Origin of the sequence: Bacillus sp. FSL K6-1366 (genome assembly GCF_037976695.1) — a bacterium.
GTDB classification, from domain to species: domain Bacteria; phylum Bacillota; class Bacilli; order Bacillales; family Bacillaceae; genus Bacillus; species Bacillus subtilis.
The window spans coordinates 481484-501358 of sequence record NZ_CP150268.1; the positions used below are offsets into that span (position 1 = coordinate 481484).

Sequence of the window (19875 nt, forward strand, 5' to 3'; positions counted from 1 at the left end):
AAAAAGGAGGAGAACAAAATTGTTAAAAACATATCAAAAACTTTTGGCTATGGGTATCTTTTTGATCGTATTATGCTCGGGCAATGCTGCATTTGCAGCGACTAATCAGGTGGGAGGCCTCAGCAACGTAGGTTTTTTCCACGATTATTTAATCGAACCGTTTTCCGCTCTGCTTAAGGGTGTTGCCGGGCTGTTTCACGGAGAATACGGACTCTCTATTATCCTCGTAACCATTATTGTGCGTATAGTTGTATTGCCTTTGTTTGTCAATCAGTTCAAAAAACAGCGCATCTTCCAAGAGAAAATGGCCGTTATTAAACCTCAGGTTGACAGTATCCAGGTTAAGTTGAAAAAGACGAAGGACCCGGAAAAGCAAAAAGAGCTGCAAATGGAAATGATGAAGCTGTATCAGGAGCATAATATCAACCCGCTTGCGATGGGCTGTCTTCCAATGCTGATTCAGTCTCCGATTATGATTGGGCTTTATTACGCGATTCGCTCAACACCTGAAATTGCGTCACACTCGTTTCTATGGTTCAGTTTAGGGCAATCTGATATTCTCATGTCCCTTAGTGCAGGGATTATGTATTTTGTCCAAGCCTATATCGCTCAAAAACTGAGCGCGAAATATTCCGCTGTCCCGCAAAACCCTGCGGCGCAGCAATCCGCAAAATTGATGGTGTTCATCTTCCCTGTGATGATGACGATTTTCTCGCTTAATGTTCCGGCAGCCCTTCCGCTGTACTGGTTTACAAGCGGACTGTTTTTGACAGTGCAAAACATCGTCCTTCAGATGACGCATCATAAAAGCAAAAAAACAGCCGCTCTTACTGAGTCGGTGAAATAAAAAAGCAACCCCGTGCGAAAAGCCGGGGTTGTTTTTTGTTACTTGCAAAGCATACCGCGCCAAACAGTCTTGTTTATCATGGCTGAAGCAGAAATGGCCATCCTAAAAAATAGCCGTATCGTTTAAAAAGAAGGAAATCGGGAATACCTTTACTCACCTCCAACCGAAAGGAGCATATACGTTGACGGAACGCTTTCAGCAAAAAAATATTTCTGTACCTGATGGAATCTGGATCATGAGACAAACCTGGAATGATGTCTTATTTGCCCACTGGCCTGTTGATGTTTCTATCCTTCGCGCTTTGGTACCGTCCGTTTTAGAATTAGATACATATAACGGGCAAGCTTGGATCAGCATGCTTCCCTTTATGCTCACGAACCTGAGGGCGCGTTATCTTCCTGTCATTCCCGGTGCGCGTGCATTTCCTGAGCTTAACCTCCGCACCTATGTCACGTATAAAGGCAAGCCCGGCATTTATTTTTTTAGCTTAGATGCCGATCATCGTCTGGCGGTCCTTGGCGCTCGCACATTCTTTCATCTGCCTTATTTTTACGCGGATATGAAGTCCGAAAAAAACGGTGATGCCATTGACTATGTCAGCAAGCGGAAAAATGACAAAGAAGCAGCATTCCACGCCGCATACCGGCCCATTTCAGCGCCTTTTACAGCAGAAAAGGATTCGCTCGATTACTGGCTGACAGAACGGTATAGACTCTATACTACCAATCAGAGCAAACTCTATTACGAAGACATCCATCATCATCCATGGCTGCTGCAAAACGCCGAAGCGGAAATTTCAGTCAATACGGTGACTGATGCTCACGGCATTACATTGCCGGAGTCAGACCCCTTGCTTCATTACGCTAAAAAACAGGATGTGTTATTTTGGCCGCTTAGGAAATGGAGCTAAAAAACCCGATGCGGGAAATCGCACTCGGGTTTTCTTTTTTTATTTTGCAGCCTCTTCAATAATGGCAACAACCATTTCTGCCGTTTTAACGAGCTCTTCGATCGGCATTTTTTCATTTTTTGTATGGATTTGCTCATAACCGACAGCAAGATTGACCGTCGGGATGCCATGACCAGCGATTACGTTCGCGTCGCTTCCGCCGCCGCTCGTTTGCAGCTCGCTTGGACGTCCGATTTTAGCAGCCGCTTTTTTCGCGATTTCAACAACTTGGTCGCCGTCTTGATATTTAAAGCCCGGATACATAACCTCAATTTCGACTTCTGCGCGTCCGCCCATATCAGCAGCTGCCTCTTCAAAAGCAGCTTTCATTTTTTGAACCTGAGCTTCCATTTTCTCAGGAACTAAAGAGCGCGCTTCAGCAAGAATATGAACTTCGTCGCACACAATGTTTGTTTGTGTGCCGCCTTCAAACCGGCCGATATTAGCTGTTGTTTCTTCATCGATACGGCCCAATGGCATTTTTGAAATGGCTTTGCTAGCGATTGTAATCGCTGAAATGCCTTTTTCAGGTTCAACCCCGGCGTGCGCGGTTTTCCCGAAAATTGCCGCTCTTACCTTCGCCTGTGTCGGCGCGGCCACAATAATATTTCCGACTTTTCCGTCTGAATCAAGAGCATAGCCGTAGGATGCAGTGATCATAGAACGGTCAAGAGCCTTCGCTCCGATCAGACCCGATTCTTCCCCTACTGTGATGATGAATTCAATCGTGCCGTGTTCAATGTTTTCTTCTTTCAACACCTTAATCGCCTCAAACATTGCAGCCAATCCCGCTTTATCATCAGCGCCTAAAATCGTCGTGCCGTCAGTTTTGACGTAACCGTTCTCTACAACTGGTTTTACGCCGTTTCCGGGTACAACTGTGTCCATATGAGATGTAAAATAGATCGTATCTGTTTGTTTTGTCCCTTTTAGCGTGCAAATCAGGTTACCGGCTCCGTGGCCCGTGATATCCATTGTATCGTCTTCTTTAACGTCCACACCTAAATCAGAAAATTTTCGTTTCAGCACTTTGCAGATTTCAGCTTCGTGCTTTGTTTCTGAGTCAATTTGGACAAGCTCTAAAAATTCTTCCAGCAGGCGTTTTTCATTCACCATTTGTAAGTCCCTCCATATTAAAGCGGTATGTTACCGTGCTTTTTTTTCGGTCTCTCTTCTGTCTTATGTGCAAGCATATGAAAAGCTTGAATCAGTCTTCCCCTTGATTCTTCCGGCAAAATGATGTCATCGACCATTCCACAAGCGGCCGCTTTGTATGGGCCGGCGTTTTGCTTTTTGTATTCCGCTGTTTTTTCGCGTTTCGTCTTTTGCGGGTCAGCTGAAGCTTTGATTTCCTTTTCATACAAAATCGATGCCGCACCTTCTGGACCCATCACTGCGATTTCAGCATTCGGCCATGCAAACACAAGGTCCGCTCCGATTGCTTTGCTGTTCATGGCCACATAGGCGCCGCCGTACGCTTTTCTAATGATGAGTGTGACTTTTGGGACAGTCGCTTCTGCATAAGCAAACAATAATTTTGCTCCATGCCTGATGATTCCGTTGTGCTCTTGCTGAATACCGGGCAGAAACCCCGGGACATCCTCAACAGTCAACAGCGGGATATCAAATGCGTCACAAAAACGGATGAACCTTGCTGCTTTATCAGCAGCGTCAATCGTCAAGCTTCCCGCCAGATGCTTCGGCTGGCTCGCCACGATGCCGATTGTTTTTTCACCCAGCCTTGCAAACCCAATGACAATGTTCTTCGCAAAAAATGGCTGAATCTCAAAAAAAGACTGCGGGTCGGCCATCTCCTTAATCACCGTCCGAACATCATACGGCTTTGTCGTGTCAGCAGGCACTAGACGGTTTAATAACGGTCTGGACGCCTCTTTCTCTGGCTTTGGCTCTGTTGTCCGGCCATTCAGCGGCAAATAAGACAGCAGTTTTCTCACCCCTGTCAGAACCTCCTTCTCCGTATGTCCGGAAAAGTGGGCGTTTCCGCTGACGGCATTATGTATCCCCGCTCCGCCTAAGCTCTCCGCATCAACCTGTTCCCCTGTCACTTTTTCAATCACCTTCGGGCCGGTAATAAACATCCGGCCGGTCTGTTCAGCCATAAATATAAAATCTGTGAGTGCCGGAGAATATACAGCGCCTCCAGCGCACGGCCCTAAAATAACCGATATTTGCGGAATGACTCCGGAATATAAGACGTTTCGGTAAAATATGTGACCGTATCCATCTAATGATAACACACCCTCTTGAATTCTCGCACCACCTGAGTCATTCAGCCCGATAATCGGCGCCTTATTTTTTGCTGCCAGATCCATCAAAGCGCAGATTTTCCTGGCATGGGTTTCGCCAAGCGCCCCTCCGTACACTGTGAAGTCTTGCGCAAATACATAAACTGAGCGGCCGTCAATTGTGCCGTACCCTGTCACGACCCCATCCCCTAACATGCGCTGTTCTCTTGTTAACACTTGACTTTCCATGAAGGGATGTAATTCGATAAAGCTGTCCTGATCTAGAAGAAATATGATCCTTTCCCGAGCAGTGAGCTTGCCCTTTTGCCGCTGCTGAGCCAGCTTTTCCCGTCCTCCGCCTTCTTCTGCCTGCTTGCGTTTCGTGTATAAATGATCCATGTGCTCATTCATGTTCATTGTGTTGGTCTCCTTTCGGTTCACAAAGCTCTACAAGAACACCGTTTGTTTCCCGAGGGGAAATAAACGCGATCTTTTTCCCGTTCGCTCCCTGTCTTGGAAACCTGTCAATCAATTGAACATGCTGGTCAGACAATGCTTGAAGCTGTTCAGATAGGCAGTTGCACAAAAACGCAATATGATGCAGTCCTTGCCCTTTCTTCTCCAAAAATAAATGGACGGGGCTGTCAGCTGTCAACGGCTCTATCAGCTCAAGTTTGACGCTACCAGCTTGAAAAAAAGCAACATTCACCTTTTGCTCTTCAACCGTTTCTTGATGAAGAAATGCAAGCCCCAATACATTTTCATAAAAGCTTCTTGCATCTTTTATCGAAAAAACGGCTATCCCGATATGGTCAAGCCTGTTCATTTTCATCCCTGCTTTCGCTAATAGATATCGCTTGTCCGCCCATTCAAAACACGCTAAAATATAGACAGATTGTTTAAGGAGTGAAAATCATGTCTCAAAAACTGATGAAAAGCGTTTTGATCGTGATTTTGGGAGTTTTTATTCTTTCAACTGTACTCTCAGGAATCGTCATGTTTCTATAACGATAAAAAAGCAGGCGCCTTATTCAATGGGAATATCCTGCTTTTTTATCAGAGCTTTATGCTCGATGGCAATCTCCTCAAAAGAGCGGTTGTCGTCCGTGATCAGCACTCTCGTTCCTACTGGTATCGTTTGAAACAAATGAACAACCTCATCGTTATGCATACGTATACAGCCGTTAGACACAAATTTCCCTACTGATTCCTCTCGGTTTGTCCCATGAATTCCATAAATCCGCCCGTCCGTTCCTTTCGCATCAAATCCGATCCATCTTGCCCCAAGCGGGTTATCAGGAGATCCCCCTTCAATATTTTTCTTTCTGTAGTAAGGATTTTCCGCTTTTACCGTTACCGAAAACTCTCCTTCAGGCGTCAAATCATCTGTTTTTCCAGTCGCCACACTATACACGCCTTCTACTTTGTTGTCGAGGATAACAGCAAGTTCATTTGTTCGCTTGTTGACAATAACATACGGATCACCCGGCAGCGGATTTTCGCCGAGCGGCCAAATCGGTGAAATCATCATGAAAATCGAACATAAGAAAAAACGCATAAGCTCCTCCTTTTTCATTAGGTTGACCAATGAAGGAAGAGCTCATGCGAATCATCCGAGTGATTTTTGCGCTTTTATTCCTTTAAAATAACTTTTAATCACTAAATATTGTTCCATTTCGCCGAGAAGATGGAAGAGAGCGGCCCTCGCTTCAAATTCCTCTCTAGTCGCAGGAAGCGGCATCTCCTCAAATTCTTTTCTCATGTCAGCAAGTCTTTTCAGAAATTTATACGCTGTATTCCCAGGGTGTATCGCCTCCCGCAAATCATGAATAAATTCAGCGATCATTTTTCCCTGATCTACCGTGATGGAGATCGATGTCACTTTAGGGAGAAGGCGTTCAATAATTTCAAATTGCTTTTCTCTCATTTTAAAATAATGATAATGCAGATTTTCGTAACGCAAAATGTGGTTTTGCACATCTCGATATGCCAGGTTTTTAGCCTCCGTAATGAGCTGGTGCGTTTCCGGAATTTCTTTTCCTGACCAATCTTGCTCACCAGTTAACAAATACCGTTCGATTTCTGCAAAAATGACAGCAAAGTTATCCTCTATCTTTTTACGGTAAGCAATCAGCTTCCGATCAAGACTCGGCATATACAAGTTCATCAATAGAGCGACGCCGATGCCGACCGTAATCAGCTGAACTTCATTCCAGATGAAAGTAGGCGTAATGCCGCCGGACATGTATAAATGAAGGATAATAACAGAACTGGTGACGATACCCTCGTTAATTTTTAACAGAACCGTTATCGGAATGAATATCAAAAGAAGCGCTCCGATCACAAACGGGTGGTAGCCAATAAGCTCGAAAAAGAGATAAGAAAAAGCAATTGCCAGACAGCATGCCGCAAAGCGGGCCCATGAGGCCTGGAGCGACCGTTTTTGTGTGATTTGTATGCACAAAATGGTGATGATTCCTGCTGATGCGAAGTTTTGCAAATGCAATAACTGGCTTATATAAATAGCCAAAGCTGTTCCAAGCGCGGTCTTTGTTGTGCGGTAACCAATTTTAAACATGTCGGACTCCATTTCTATTTGTTTCTTCAATAAAAAAGAAGAGGCGGCCAGCCTTCTTCTTTTTTATATTCTATAATATTTTCTTTAAAAAGTCCTGCGCTCTTTTGGATTTTGGCGACATAAAAAATTCCTTCGGATTGCCGTCTTCGACAATCATTCCTTGGTCCATAAACAGCACACGGTCTGCCACTTCTTTTGCGAAGCCCATTTCATGTGTGACAATCACCATGGTCATGCCGGTTTCGACCAGCTCTTTCATCACCTGTAGCACTTCTTTGACCATCTCTGGATCAAGGGCGGAGGTCGGCTCGTCAAACAGCATGATGTCCGGATTCATCGCAAGAGCCCTGGCAATCGCGACACGCTGTTTTTGTCCGCCAGACAAACGGTTTGGATAGTCATTTCGCTTTTCAAACAAACCGACTTTGCGGAGCAGGTCCTCAGCTTTCTCCTGTGCAGCCTGTTTTGATTCTTTTTTTACATTGACAGGCGCGTACATGATGTTTTCGAGAACCGTTTTGTGCGGAAAGAGATGAAAATGCTGAAAAACCATCCCGATGTTTTCCCGGACCTTTAATGTGTTGGTTTTCGGCTTCGTAATCTCTGTGTCTTTTATTGTAATGGTTCCGCCGTTAGGCTTTTCCAACAGGTTTAAACAGCGTAAGAACGTTGATTTGCCTGAGCCTGAAGGACCGATCACGGCAACAACCTCACCCTCAGCGATTGTTGTTGAAATGTTTTTTAATACTTCGTGTTTCCCAAATGATTTTGACAGCTTTTCAACCTTAATCATTGGATTTCAGCTTCCTTTCTACAGCCTTGCCGATAAACGTTAAAATCAGGACAAGCACATAATAAATCAATCCCGCGATAATGAGCGGCTCAAGGTAATTGTAAGTGGCGGCGCCAGCTTGATATGCGCGTCTCATGACATCACCAAGCCCGATGACGGTGACGATCGCCGATTCTTTTGTTAACGTAATTAATTCATTCACAATTGCAGGTGATATATTTTTGAAGGCCTGCGGCAGCAGCAGATCCTTCATCATTTTTCCATACGGGACACCGAGTGCAACAGCAGCTTCTTTTTGCCCTTTATCAATGGCATTGATTCCGGCTCTGATAATTTCCGATACATAAGCGGCGGAATTCAAAGACAATGCGACAACCGCAGCCCAAAACTGGTCAATTTGAAATCCGAGCAGCTGAGGAAGGCCAAAATAGACAATCATAAGCTGCAGCACTAAAGGCGTGCCTCGGAACACTGATGTATAAAAATCAGCGATCCAGATAAACGGGCGGAATGTGCTGATCTTGCATAAGCTTAGCACAATACCGAGTATAAGTCCGATAATAGCAGATACAACAACAATTTTTAATGTAATTGCCAAGCCTTCTAATATAAAAGGAATTTGGGGGATCGTTGCTGAAAAATCCAAATTCATAGCCTTTGTCTCCTTTTCTTACAGGAAAAAAGTTTCCTATTCAATAAAAAAGCTCAACGAAAAAGTTGAGCCGCTTTTTTTTACTTCTCGCCAGTGAACCATTTTTTCTTCAATTTCTCAAGCTCTCCGTTATCTTCCATTTCCTTGAGCGCTTTATTGAATTTGTCTGTCAGTTCACTGTCCTTTCTGAAAGCAATTGCTGAACCGGCTTCTTCCGCTTTCGCATCAGGAATCACAAAGCCTTGCAGGTCATCATTTGATTTGAAATACCCTTCTGCAACAATGTCTTCAATAATCGCGGCATCGAAGCGGTCAGATTTGATTTCCTGCACCAAATCAGAAATTCTGTTGCGGTCTTCTGTTTTAAAACCATATTCCGGAGAAAGCTCTTTCCCCTTCTCTTCCTGAATAGAGCCAAGCTGAACGCCAACTGTTTTTCCTTTCAGGTCTTTCAAAGATTGAATGCCGCTGTCTTTTTTGCTGACAATCATATGGTTCGCTGTGTAATACACATCGGAAAAATCAACTTGTTTTTTACGCTCAGGCGTTGGTGTCATTCCTGACAGAACGAGATCCACCTGTTTTGATTTAAGCGCTGTAATTAAGCTGTTGAAGTCCATATCCTGCACTTCAATTTCATAGCCTGCCTTCTTTGCCAGAGCTTTTGCCAGCTCTACATCAAAGCCGACAATATTATCTCCTTCTTTATATTCAAACGGTTTGTAATCCGCCGAAGTACCCATAATTAATTTTTTCTTTCCGCTTTCTGAACCTGAATTGCTTGAGCCGCACGCAGTTAATGCAAAGGTGATGCAAGCAGCTACAAGTAATAAGAGCCATTTTTTCATGATCCATTTCCCCCGTATTCATTACTTTTGGTGTATTTGAATATTTATTCGTTAATTTGTATTTTAAACAGTTTCTCATTTTTATGCAATACTATTTTTAAAAATTATCTTTAAGCTTATCTTTCCAGTGATCTCTTCTGATATTACTAGATAAAAATTAAATCACTATACAATCCGATTGAATAACCCCTTAATATTTATTCATATATCCTTGGAAATTTATGCACAAAAAAACCCGGGCTGCTTTGAGCATCCGGGTTGTTCGTCTTATACTTCTTCACAATATTCTTCAAAGGCTTCCTGCAGCTTTGCCACTACGGCCATCGGCTCATGGCCTTCAATTTCATGGCGCTCTACCATTTTCATGATCTTTCCGTCTTTCAAAATCGCAAAGGACGGAGAAGATGGCGGATAACCTTCAAAATAGTCACGCGCACGCGCTGTCGCTTCTTTATCCTGTCCGGCAAAAACGGTGACGAGCTGATCAGGTCTTTTATCATAGTGAACGGAATGGTAGGCTGCCGGTCTTGCAATTCCTCCGGCGCATCCGCAAACAGAGTTTACCATGACGAGCGTCGTTCCTTTTTTCGTAAGTGCCTCATCCACCTCTTCGGCTGTTTTAAGCTCGGTGTATCCGGCAGCTGTTATTTCTTGTCTCGCTTGGCGGACAATATCATTCATAAATAAATTAAAGTCCATGTTCAATGAAGACCTCTCCTTTTTCATCATCTGTTCTTATGATAGCAAGGAAACGTCCATATCGGCAAATGACTTTGCTTCGCCGTGCACTTTTTTTGCTCTTCGTTTACTGCTTACAGAAAAAGGGGATTATATAACTAGAAGTAAAATAAAGGAGCAGTTGTATATGAGCCACAGGAAAGCGTTACTGATTCATAACGGAAATGCCGGTAACAAAAATATAGAAAAAGCACTTGGTGCTGTGGTGCCGGTTTTATCTCACCATTTAGATGAGGTGATTATTAAGCAGACAAAGAAAAAGGATGATGCGTATCATTTTTGCCAATCCATTGATGATTCTGTCGACACCGTCTTCATTCTCGGCGGCGACGGCACGATCCATCAATGCATAAATGCTATCAGCGCTCTAGAAAGAAAACCCGCTGTCGGAATTTTGCCCGGCGGCACGTGCAATGACTTTTCAAGAGTGCTTGGCATCCCTCAAAATCTTGCAAAGGCCGCGGAAGCACTTATGGCAGGAAAAAAAACCAGCGTAGACGTATGTCAGATGAATGACCGTTATTTTTTGAATTTCTGGGGGATCGGCTTAATTGCAGAAACGTCGAATCAAATCAACGAAACGGAAAAAGCATTATTGGGAAAAATCAGCTATTTTACAAGTGCCTTGCGAACCGTCTCATCCGCTGCATCGTTTCCGATGACATTAAAAATTGATGGAGAAGAAATTAAAGAAGAAGCCGTTATGCTGCTTGTGATGAATGGCCAATACATTGGAACGAATCGAATTCCTCTGCCCGATGCCAGTATTGAAGACGGCTTACTTGATGTTCTCATATGCCGCAACACCAACCTCACCGCGCTGCGGGAGCTGATGAGCATGGAACAGGGCTCAATTGACCGTTTTACCGGAGAGCTGTCCTATGTCCAGGCCTCCCGTATCGAGATTGAAACAGACACTGCCAAAAAGGCGGATATGGATGGAGAAGTTTATACACATACACCCGCAGTCATTCAGGTCCTGCCGCAGCATATCGACATGCTTGTTCCCGCAAATGAATAACTGTCATAAGGCTTTAGAAAGATTTTGCAAATCCGTTGACTCTCCCCTAGGAGGAGGTCTTACAGTATAAGGGATACACACTTGAAAAAGGGGAAGTCATATGGAGAAGAAAAATATTACCTTAACTATATTATTAACCAATTTATTTATTGCTTTTTTGGGGATCGGGCTTGTGATTCCAGTAACGCCGACCATTATGAATGAATTGCATTTATCAGGGACTGCGGTCGGCTATATGGTTGCCTGCTTCGCTATTACACAGCTCATTGTCTCACCAATAGCCGGACGATGGGTTGATCGCTTCGGGCGCAAGATCATGATCGTGATCGGCCTATTGTTCTTTAGTGTGTCGGAGTTTTTATTCGGCATTGGAAAAACAGTTGAGATGTTATTTATCTCCCGTATGCTGGGCGGTATCAGCGCAGCCTTCATTATGCCTGGGGTCACGGCTTTTATCGCAGATATCACGACCATTAAAACACGCCCGAAAGCGCTCGGTTATATGTCAGCCGCTATTTCAACAGGATTTATTATCGGCCCCGGCATCGGGGGATTTTTAGCAGAAGTCCATTCCCGGCTGCCTTTTTTCTTTGCGGCAGCTTTTGCACTGTTAGCAGCCATTTTATCAATCCTCACGCTGCGCGAGCCGGAACGAAACCCTGAAAATCAGGAAATAAAAGGACAGAAGACAGGCTTTAAACGAATTTTTGCCCCCATGTATTTCATAGCTTTTCTCATTATCTTAATTTCGTCTTTTGGTTTAGCATCATTTGAATCTTTATTTGCATTATTCGTAGATCATAAATTCGGATTTACGGCCAGCGACATTGCCATTATGATTACAGGAGGAGCGATTGTTGGCGCCATTACGCAAGTCGTCTTATTCGACCGCTTCACAAGATGGTTTGGCGAAATCCATTTAATTCGGTACAGCTTAATTCTCTCTACGAGTCTGGTATTCTTGCTGACAACAGTACATTCATATGTTGCGATTCTGTTGGTGACAGTCACCGTGTTTGTCGGATTTGATCTCATGCGGCCTGCGGTAACGACTTACCTGTCAAAGATTGCGGGAAATGAACAGGGGTTTGCCGGCGGTATGAATTCAATGTTTACAAGTATCGGCAATGTATTCGGGCCTATTATCGGCGGAATGCTGTTCGATATTGATGTAAACTATCCTTTCTACTTTGCAACGGTCACCTTAGCCATAGGGATTGCACTGACCATTGCTTGGAAATCGCCTGCACATCTTAAAGCCAGCACGTGATAAGAAGCGCATTCTTTGTGTACTGCAAAGAATGCGCTTCTTCTTTATACTGATGATAGAAGGAGTGATGGCATGAAGGAATCGTATTACTCAATTGGGGAAGTATCAAAACTGGCAAACGTGTCGATAAAAGCGCTCCGTTATTACGATAAAATTGATTTATTTAAACCCGCCTACGTCGACCCGGATACCAGCTACCGCTATTATACAGATTCTCAGCTCATTCATCTGGATTTGATCAAATCATTGAAATATATCGGCACACCTTTAGAAGAAATGAAAAAAGCACAGGACTTAGAGATGGAAGAACTGTTTGCTTTTTATACAGAGCAGGAGAGGCAAATCAGGGAGAAATTAGACTTTTTATCAGCACTGGAGCAAACGATTTCGTTGGTGAAAAAGCGGATGAAACGGCAGATGGAATACCCAGCACTCGGTGAAGTGTTTGTGTTAGATGAAGAAGAAATACGGATTATTCAGACAGAGGCAGAAGGAATCGGGCCTGAAAACGTGCTCAACGCCTCCTACAGCAAATTAAAAAAATTTATCGAGTCAGCAGATGGATTTACGAACAATAGCTACGGCGCTACTTTCTCTTTTCAGCCCTACACCAGCATTGATGAAATGACTTACCGTCATATTTTCACGCCTGTATTGACGAATAAACAGATTTCATCAATTACGCCGGATATGGAAATCACAACGATCCCTAAAGGGAGGTATGCGTGTATCGCGTATAATTTTTCGCCTGAACATTATTTTCTCAACTTACAGAAGCTTATCAAATATATCGCGGACCGCCAATTAACAGTAGTCAGTGATGTATACGAGTTAATCATACCGATTCATTACTCCCCAAAAAAACAAGAAGAATATCGGGTTGAAATGAAAATACGGATCGCTGAATAATACAGCATAGAAAAAGAGCATTTTTTGAAACAAAACTTCAAAAAATGCTCTTTTTGCTTATTTAGTAAACAGATGTCTTCTCGTCAATCGATTCTAAAATTTGTTTCACTCGTCCGAGGAATCGTCCGCACACGAGACCGTCAAGCACTCTGTGATCTAAGGACAGGCACAGATTAACCATGTCTCTGACAGCAATCATGCCATTGTCCATGACAACCGGGCGTTTGACGATGGATTCTACTTGAAGAATCGCAGCCTGAGGGTAGTTGATAATGCCCATCGACTGAACAGACCCGAACGAACCTGTGTTGTTGACGGTAAACGTGCCTCCCTGCATGTCATCTGCAGTGAGTTTTCCGTCTCTTACTTTTTTAGCTAGGCCGGTAATGTCTTTCGCAATGCCTTTAATTGTTTTTTCATCAGCGTTTTTAATCACCGGAACAAATAAAGAATCCTCTGTGGCAACTGCAATTGAAATATTGATATCCTTTTTCTGAATAATTTTGTCCCCCGCCCACATGCTATTCATTTGCGGGAATTCTTTTAACGCCCGAGCGACCGCTTTTACAAAAAAGGCGAAGAACGTTAAATTAAAGCCTTCTGTCTTCTTAAAGGAATCTTTTATACTGTTGCGATATGCAACCATATTTGTGACGTCGACTTCCATCATCGTCCAAGCATGCGGAATTTCTGTTTTGCTTCGCTTCATATTGGAAGCAATTGCTTTTCTTACACCTGTGACAGGGATTTCTTTATCACCGGCTGCAGACGCAGGATATGACGTCTCTTCTTTTGGCTCAGGTTTTGATGCAGACTTCGGTGCAGGAGCTGCTGTTTTCGGCTCCTCAGCCTTCTGTTCTTGCGCGCCGCCTGTTTCAATTAAGCGCTGAATATCTTTTCGTGTGATGCGCCCGCCAGCACCTGTTCCTGTTACTTGATCGAGGTCAATGCCGTGCTCTCCGGCCAAACGGAGTACAGCTGGCGAGTAGCGCTTTTTATTGGGCTGATCAGCTGCTTCGGCAATTTTTGCAGCAGGCGTCTCAGCGGCTTCTGAAGCAGCTGGGTGTTCTTGTTTTTGTTCAGCCGGATTCGCGCCTTCTGTTTCAATTTTGCAAATCACTTCTCCGACTTGCAGGGTTTGGCCTTCTTCTCCCACAAGCTCTGTTATCGTACCAGTAAAAGAAGACGGAACCTCTGCATTTACCTTATCTGTCATTACTTCCGCGATCGGATCGTATTTGTTCACTTTATCACCGGGGGCGACAAGCCATTTGCTGATCGTCCCCTCTGTTACGCTTTCTCCAAGCTGCGGCATCGTCATTTGTTCAATTGCCATGATTGTATCCTCCCTTACGTCTTTAAAACTCCGCTAATTCTCTCATCGCCGCTTCCACTTTATCAGGATTGACCATAAAGTATTTTTCCATTGTTGGCGCATAAGGCATAGCCGGAATATCAGGACCTGCAAGCCGTTTGATTGGCGCGTCTAAGTCGAACAGACAATGCTCGGATATAATTGCGGCTACTTCGCTCATGATGCTGCCTTCTTTTGTATCTTCTGTGACCAAAAGAACCTTTCCAGTTTTGGACGCAGCTTCGATGATGGCTTCTTTATCAAGCGGGTAAACTGTTCTTAAATCCACCACATGCGCTGAAATGCCATCTTTTTCGAGACGTTCTGCAGCTTGTAAGGCGAAGTGGACACACAGGCCGTATGTGATCACTGTGATGTCGTCGCCTTCCCTTTTTACGTCCGCCTTGCCGATTGGCAGGACATAATCATCAGCCGGAACCTCGCCCTTTATCAGACGGTATGCCCGCTTGTGCTCAAAAAACAGCACGGGGTCTTCGTCACGAACTGCGGCTTTTAAGAGCCCTTTCGCGTCATATGGTGTTGATGGCATGACAATTTTCAGTCCGGGCTGGTTGGCGAAAATTGCTTCGACTGATTGAGAATGATACAGGGCTCCGTGCACGCCTCCGCCGTATGGCGCTCTGACGACAATCGGACAGCTCCAGTCATTGTTGCTGCGGTAGCGGATTTTAGCCGCTTCAGAAATAATTTGGTTGACTGCCGGCATAATGAAATCAGCAAACTGCATTTCAGCAATCGGTCTCATTCCGTACATTGCCGCTCCGATACCGACTCCTGCGATTGCAGATTCAGCAAGCGGCGTATCCATAACGCGCTCTTCCCCAAATTGTTCATAGAGTCCCGCTGTCGCTTTAAACACACCGCCTTTTCTTCCTACATCTTCCCCAAGGACGAAAACGCGAGAATCTCGTTCCATTTCTTCTTTCATCGCCAAATTGATTGCATCAATATATGACATTACTGACATTTGTTCTTCCTCCCTACTTCGCATACACATAATCAAGCGCTGACTCAGGAGCTGCATATGGGGCGTTCTCCGCTTCATCCGTCGCTTCATTTACGATTGCCATAATTTCATCCAGCATGGTTTGTTCTATCTCATCGGACAGCAGGCCTGTTTCCTTTAAGTAAGCTTGATAAGTAAGCAGGGGATCACTTTTTTTCGCTTCCTCTACTTCTTCACGACCTCTGTAGCTGCTGTCATCGTCATCACTGGAATGTGGTGTAAGGCGGTAAGAAATCGTTTCAATTAATGTTGGGCCTTCTCCTCTGCGTGCCCTTTCGCGTGCTTCTTTGACCGCTTGATAAACTTCAAGCGGATCATTTCCATTCACAGTTACGCCAGGCATCCCATAGCCTACGGCACGGTCGGAAATGTTCTCACATGCGACTTGCTTATCGTAAGGCACTGAGATTGCGTATTTGTTGTTTTCACACATGAAAATAACCGGCAGCTTATGGACAGCGGCAAAGTTCGCCCCTTCATGGAAATCGCCTTGGTTTGAAGACCCTTCCCCAAATGTAACAAAGGCTGCGATATCCTTTTTCTCCATACGTCCCGCAAGCGCAATACCGACTGCGTGCGGCACTTGCGTTGTAACCGGAGATGATCCCGTGACAATGCGGTTTTTCTTTTGTCCGAAATGTCCTGGCATCTGGCGGCCTCCTGAGTTCGGATCTGCTGCTTTTGCAAACCCGGACATCATTAAGTCCTTTGCTGTCATGCCAAACGCGAGCACGACACCCATGTCTCTGTAGTACGGCAATACATAATCCATTTCACGGTCAAGTGCGAAAGCCGCTCCTACCTGTGCTGCTTCCTGTCCTTGACAAGAGATTACAAATGGAATTTTGCCAGAACGGTTTAACAGCCACATTCTTTCATCGATTTTTCTTGCTAACAGCATGGTTCTATACATATCAACGGCTTCCTGATCAGTCAGCCCTAGTGCTTGATGTCGGTTTGTACTCATTCAAGCCCCTCCTTTATGCTTTTAAAAATGAATAGCTTTGCCATCTGCGGCAAGCGCTGCTTCTCCAATTGCTTCAGAAAGCGTTGGATGCGGGTGAATCGTTTGCCCGACCTCCCACGGCGTTGCGTCCAGCACTTTGGCAAGACCCGCTTCAGAAATCATGTCGGTGACATGCGGGCCGATCATATGAACGCCGAGAATATCATCTGTATCTCGGTCCGCCACGATTTTGACAAAACCGTCGCTTTCACCGTATACAAGCGCTTTTCCAATCGCCATAAATGGGAACTTGCCGATTTTGACATTATGCCCGTTCGCCTTTGCTTCGTCTTCGGTTAAGCCGACACTGGCAGCTTCAGGGCTTGAGTAAATGCACTTCGGCACAAGCGTCGGATCAAGCGGATGCGGATTGAGACCTGCAAAATGCTCAACAGCAATAATTCCCTCATGTGAAGCAACGTGAGCTAACTGCAGGCCACCGATTACGTCTCCGATTGCATAAATATGAGATTCCTTCGTTTGGCAGCTTTCATTGACTGAAATCATGCCATTTTCAGTAACAATATCGGTGTTCTCTAGGCCGATGCCTTCGATATTTGCCTGTCTGCCGATGGAAACAAGCATTTTCTCAGCAGAATAGGTAACGGTTTCTCCGTCTTTTTCCGCTTGTATGCTGATATCGTCTGATGTTTTTGTCATTGTGTCAGGCAGCACTTTTGCCCCTGTTATGAACTGGATGCCTTTTTTCTTAAGAAGACTTTCCATTTCTTTTGAAATCTCTAGATCTTCAGTCGGCAATATGCGATCCGCGTATTCAATAACCGTTACCTTCACACCAAAATCATGAAGCATAGACGCCCATTCGATACCGATAACCCCTCCGCCGACAATGATGATTGACTGTGGCAGCTCCTCCATTTGGAGCGCCTCATCTGAAGTCAGTACAGACTTACCGTCCGCTTCAAGACCCGGAAGCATTCTCGGTCTTGATCCTGTTGCAATGATCACTTGTTTCGGGATCAGCATGTCATTTTCTTCGCCATTTCCCCGCTCAACAGAAATTGTTCCCGGCAGCGGAGAGAAGATTGACGGTCCAAGAATACGTCCATATCCGGTGTACACGTCAATTTTTCCTTTTTTCATTAAATGATTTACACCCGCTGCAAGCTTATCAACAACGGATTGCTTACGCTGCTGCACTTTTTCAAAGTTGAGGGACACGCCAGCCGTTTCCACCCCGAATTGATCGGCTTCACGAGCTGTCCGGTATACCTCTGCGCTTCTAAGCAGCGCTTTACTCGGGATACAGCCTTTATGCAGACATGTTCCTCCGAGTTTTTCCTTTTCCACAACGGCTGTTTTTAAGCCGAGCTGAGCGGCTCTGATGGCCGCAACATAACCGCCGGTACCGCCGCCCAGAATGACTACGTCATACTCAGTTGCCATGGTGACTCACTCCTGTCTGTCTATTCAATACGATATTGTTTGGATTGCTCTTCGCCCTGCAATACTCTGAGCGCCCCTTGGGCAAGAGACTGCAGTTCATTTTCCCCCGGATAGACTAAAACGTCTGAAATCCAATCTATGTATGATCTGATAGCAGAAACAAAGCTTTTGCCGTACGCAAGGCCTCCCGTCAGCACAATCGCTTCAACTTCGCCTTTTAACGCCGCGCTGGCTGCCCCGATTTCCTTTGCTACCTGATATGCCATGGCATCATAAATGAAGCGGGCTTTTCCATCGCCCCCTTGAATCATCTGTTCCACTTTTACTGCATCATTAGTACCGAGATAGCCTAAAAGTCCGCCGGTGCCAACAAGCTTTTTCATGATTTCTTCTTTTGTATATTCCCCTGAAAAACATAGATCAACAAGATCTCCCGCAGGCACTGTTCCTGCTCGTTCAGGACTGAATGGTCCCTCGCCGTGCAGGCCGTTATTGACATCTACCACTCGCCCGCGGTCATGGACGCCAATTGTAATACCTCCGCCCATATGGGTAATAATCATTTTCATGTTCTCATATCGTTTGCCAAGAGAGGCTGCCGCTTTACGAGCGACAGCTTTTTGGTTTAACGCATGGAAAATGCTTTTCCGTTCAATTTCAGGCATGCCTGACACTTTCGCAAGCACTGACATTTCGTCTACGACAACAGGGTCGACGATATACGAAGGGATATTCAGGCCATCAGCGATTTCCCGCGCGATAATGCCGCCGAGATTAGAAGCATGCTGACCGGCGTAGCCGCTTTTCAAATCCTCAATCATCTCATCATTCACTACGTAGGTCCCGCCTTCAATTGGCCGGAGAAGGCCGCCTCTTGCGCAGACTGCATCAAACTTTGAAATATTGATTCCCTGTTCATGAAGCGTTTCGAGAATATGGTTTTTACGAAATTCATACTGATCAATAATTCGGTCAAATCGCTGCAGCTCTTCTATGTTGTGTCTCAATGTTTTTTCAAAAATGCTTCTTTCGTTATGAAAAACACCGATTTTCGTTGAAGTTGAGCCTGGATTAATTGTGAGAATGCGTTTTTCGTCATGTAGCACTTTCATAACCTCCAGATCAATTTCTTAACGTCTGCTTAATACACTGTGGCCGTTTTGCAAAAACTGGCTTCTTGAGCGGCGCATGCGTTCAATCCGTTCCTCTGCCAAGCGGTCAGCCGCTAAATATGCAGGAATGCCGTCACGCTGAGAAATCTCTAGTACACGCTCGATATTGCCGTAAATGCCTTCGACTTTTTTCAATGCACGTTCTGCATTATAGCCGTAAAGCTCATCTGCCACGTTGATAACACCGCCCGCGTTAATCACGTAATCCGGTGCATAAACAATGCCCATTTCGTGAATTTGATCACCATGGCGTGTCTCTTTTAATTGGTTGTTAGCCGCACCTGCGATCACTTTCGCCTTCAGCTGTTTAATGGTGTCGTCGTTAATAGTCGCACCAAGGGCACACGGCGCATAAATATCGCAGTCTTGTGAATAAATGTCATCAGGATCTACAGCACGGGCGCCAAAATCTTCAACTGCACGCTGTACAGATTGTTTGTTGATATCCGTAACGATTAAGTTTGCTCCTTCTTCATGCAGGTGGCGGCAAAGGTTATAGGCTACGTTCCCAACACCCTGTACAGCAATGGTTTTTCCTTCAAGAGAGTCGGTTCCGAAAGCAGCTTTAGCTGCTGCCTTCATTCCTCTGTACACCCCGTACGCTGTGACTGGGGACGGATTTCCAGAAGAGCCGAAAGCAGGAGAAATCCCTGTGACATAGTCTGTCTCATCATGAATGATATCCATATCCTCGACCGTTGTACCCACATCTTCAGCCGTGATGTATCTGCCATTCAGCCCTTGAATATAGCGGCCAAACGCGCGGAACATTTCCTCATTTTTGTCTTTGCGCGGATCGCCGATAATGACTGTTTTTCCGCCGCCAAGGTTTAAGCCTGCCGCCGCGTTCTTATAGGTCATGCCTCTTGCCAATCTGAGCGCATCTTCAATTGCCGCTTCTTCATTTTCATATGTCCACATTCTCGTTCCGCCAAGCGCCGGACCAAGCGTTGTATCATGAATGGCGATAATCGCTTTTAATCCAGATTGTTCATCCTGGCAGAATACCAATTGTTCGTAATCGTATTTCTCCATATATTTAAAAAGTTCCATGTTCG

Annotated in this window: 21 protein-coding genes; 6 read left to right on the forward strand and 15 right to left on the reverse strand. The window is 44.9% G+C overall.

Annotated features, from left to right (window positions below; genetic code table 11):
• Positions 1–19: 19 nt before the first annotated feature.
• Entirely contained in the window at positions 20–847 is an 828-nt protein-coding gene (locus MHI44_RS02545) for a membrane protein insertase YidC (protein WP_003230359.1), read from the forward strand.
• 181 nt (positions 848–1028) lie between these two features.
• Complete coding sequence (locus MHI44_RS02550) at positions 1029–1757, forward strand: DUF2071 domain-containing protein (protein WP_339202811.1); 729 nt, start codon at positions 1029–1031, stop codon at positions 1755–1757.
• A gap of 39 nt (positions 1758–1796) precedes the next feature.
• On the opposite strand, the gene MHI44_RS02555 is transcribed toward MHI44_RS02550, so the two are convergent.
• Genes MHI44_RS02555 through mce form a run of 3 tightly spaced genes read right to left on the reverse strand, consistent with a single transcriptional unit; the run spans position 1797 to position 4868 of the window.
• Positions 1797–2912, reverse strand: coding sequence for a tripeptidase T (locus MHI44_RS02555; protein WP_003230352.1), 1116 nt, complete (start codon positions 2910–2912; stop codon positions 1797–1799).
• 17 nt (positions 2913–2929) lie between these two features.
• Positions 2930–4453, reverse strand: a complete 1524-nt coding sequence (locus MHI44_RS02560; protein WP_072692739.1) for an acyl-CoA carboxylase subunit beta — start codon at positions 4451–4453, stop codon at positions 2930–2932.
• Entirely contained in the window at positions 4446–4868 is a 423-nt protein-coding gene (mce, locus tag MHI44_RS02565; RefSeq protein WP_004399095.1) for a methylmalonyl-CoA epimerase, read from the reverse strand. The genes MHI44_RS02560 and mce overlap by 8 nt, the downstream gene beginning before the upstream one ends.
• A gap of 89 nt (positions 4869–4957) precedes the next feature.
• Between mce and prli42 the strand changes: the two genes are divergently transcribed.
• Positions 4958–5050 (forward strand): stressosome-associated protein Prli42, encoded by a 93-nt coding sequence (gene prli42, locus MHI44_RS02570; RefSeq protein WP_003226489.1) that lies wholly within the window; start codon positions 4958–4960, stop codon positions 5048–5050.
• 19 nt (positions 5051–5069) lie between these two features.
• On the opposite strand, the gene MHI44_RS02575 is transcribed toward prli42, so the two are convergent.
• From MHI44_RS02575 to brxB, 6 genes are all read right to left on the reverse strand, one after another.
• The gene (locus MHI44_RS02575; RefSeq protein ID WP_004398604.1) at positions 5070–5600 is read right to left on the reverse strand and encodes a L,D-transpeptidase; all 531 of its coding nucleotides are present in this window, start codon (positions 5598–5600) and stop codon (positions 5070–5072) included.
• 51 nt (positions 5601–5651) lie between these two features.
• Positions 5652–6620 (reverse strand): aromatic acid exporter family protein, encoded by a 969-nt coding sequence (locus MHI44_RS02580; protein ID WP_032730386.1) that lies wholly within the window; start codon positions 6618–6620, stop codon positions 5652–5654.
• 70 nt (positions 6621–6690) lie between these two features.
• Positions 6691–7413: an arginine ABC transporter ATP-binding protein ArtR gene (gene artR / locus MHI44_RS02585; RefSeq protein WP_032730384.1), complete on the reverse strand. Its 723-nt coding sequence runs from the start codon at positions 7411–7413 to the stop codon at positions 6691–6693.
• Positions 7406–8065: an arginine ABC transporter permease ArtQ gene (gene artQ / locus MHI44_RS02590; RefSeq protein WP_003230340.1), complete on the reverse strand. Its 660-nt coding sequence runs from the start codon at positions 8063–8065 to the stop codon at positions 7406–7408. Before artQ ends, artR begins: the two co-directional genes overlap by 8 nt.
• Before the next feature lie 80 nt (positions 8066–8145).
• Positions 8146–8913, reverse strand: coding sequence for an arginine ABC transporter substrate-binding protein ArtP (gene artP, locus MHI44_RS02595; RefSeq protein WP_004398706.1), 768 nt, complete (start codon positions 8911–8913; stop codon positions 8146–8148).
• A gap of 267 nt (positions 8914–9180) precedes the next feature.
• On the reverse strand, positions 9181–9618 hold the full coding sequence (brxB, locus tag MHI44_RS02600) for a bacilliredoxin BrxB (RefSeq protein ID WP_003226477.1): 438 nt from the start codon (positions 9616–9618) through the stop codon (positions 9181–9183).
• 160 nt (positions 9619–9778) lie between these two features.
• Here brxB and MHI44_RS02605 point away from each other — a divergent pair, with 160 nt between their 5' ends.
• The 3 genes from MHI44_RS02605 (at position 9779) to bmrR (ending at position 12851) form a co-directional block, all read left to right on the forward strand.
• A complete protein-coding gene (locus MHI44_RS02605) occupies positions 9779–10672 on the forward strand; it encodes a diacylglycerol kinase family lipid kinase (RefSeq protein WP_029317938.1) in 894 nt (297 codons plus the stop codon).
• A 100-nt stretch (positions 10673–10772) separates the two neighbouring features.
• Positions 10773–11942, forward strand: a complete 1170-nt coding sequence (gene bmr, locus MHI44_RS02610; RefSeq protein ID WP_213385683.1) for an MFS transporter — start codon at positions 10773–10775, stop codon at positions 11940–11942.
• Positions 11943–12014: 72 nt separating this feature from the next.
• Positions 12015–12851, forward strand: a complete 837-nt coding sequence (gene bmrR / locus MHI44_RS02615) for a multidrug efflux transcriptional regulator BmrR (RefSeq protein WP_003230325.1) — start codon at positions 12015–12017, stop codon at positions 12849–12851.
• A gap of 61 nt (positions 12852–12912) precedes the next feature.
• On the opposite strand, the gene bfmBB is transcribed toward bmrR, so the two are convergent.
• The 6 genes from bfmBB to bcd are packed head-to-tail and all read right to left on the reverse strand — an operon-like array spanning position 12913 to position 19870.
• Positions 12913–14187 carry a branched-chain alpha-keto dehydrogenase complex dihydrolipoyllysine-residue (2-methylpropanoyl)transferase gene (bfmBB, locus tag MHI44_RS02620; RefSeq protein ID WP_339202813.1) on the reverse strand — a complete coding sequence of 425 codons (1275 nt, stop codon included), beginning with the start codon at positions 14185–14187 and terminating at the stop codon, positions 12913–12915.
• A 22-nt stretch (positions 14188–14209) separates the two neighbouring features.
• Positions 14210–15193 (reverse strand): 3-methyl-2-oxobutanoate dehydrogenase subunit beta, encoded by a 984-nt coding sequence (gene bfmBAB, locus MHI44_RS02625; RefSeq protein ID WP_004398638.1) that lies wholly within the window; start codon positions 15191–15193, stop codon positions 14210–14212.
• Between the two features lie 13 nt (positions 15194–15206).
• Positions 15207–16199 carry a 3-methyl-2-oxobutanoate dehydrogenase subunit alpha gene (gene bfmBAA, locus MHI44_RS02630; protein WP_021479991.1) on the reverse strand — a complete coding sequence of 331 codons (993 nt, stop codon included), beginning with the start codon at positions 16197–16199 and terminating at the stop codon, positions 15207–15209.
• 21 nt (positions 16200–16220) lie between these two features.
• Positions 16221–17645 (reverse strand): dihydrolipoyl dehydrogenase, encoded by a 1425-nt coding sequence (gene lpdA / locus MHI44_RS02635; protein WP_167408276.1) that lies wholly within the window; start codon positions 17643–17645, stop codon positions 16221–16223.
• A 20-nt stretch (positions 17646–17665) separates the two neighbouring features.
• Positions 17666–18757, reverse strand: a complete 1092-nt coding sequence (gene buk, locus MHI44_RS02640; RefSeq protein ID WP_015384053.1) for a butyrate kinase — start codon at positions 18755–18757, stop codon at positions 17666–17668.
• Between the two features lie 18 nt (positions 18758–18775).
• Positions 18776–19870 carry a branched-chain amino acid dehydrogenase gene (gene bcd / locus MHI44_RS02645; RefSeq protein ID WP_003230309.1) on the reverse strand — a complete coding sequence of 365 codons (1095 nt, stop codon included), beginning with the start codon at positions 19868–19870 and terminating at the stop codon, positions 18776–18778.
• Positions 19871–19875 lie beyond the last annotated feature (5 nt).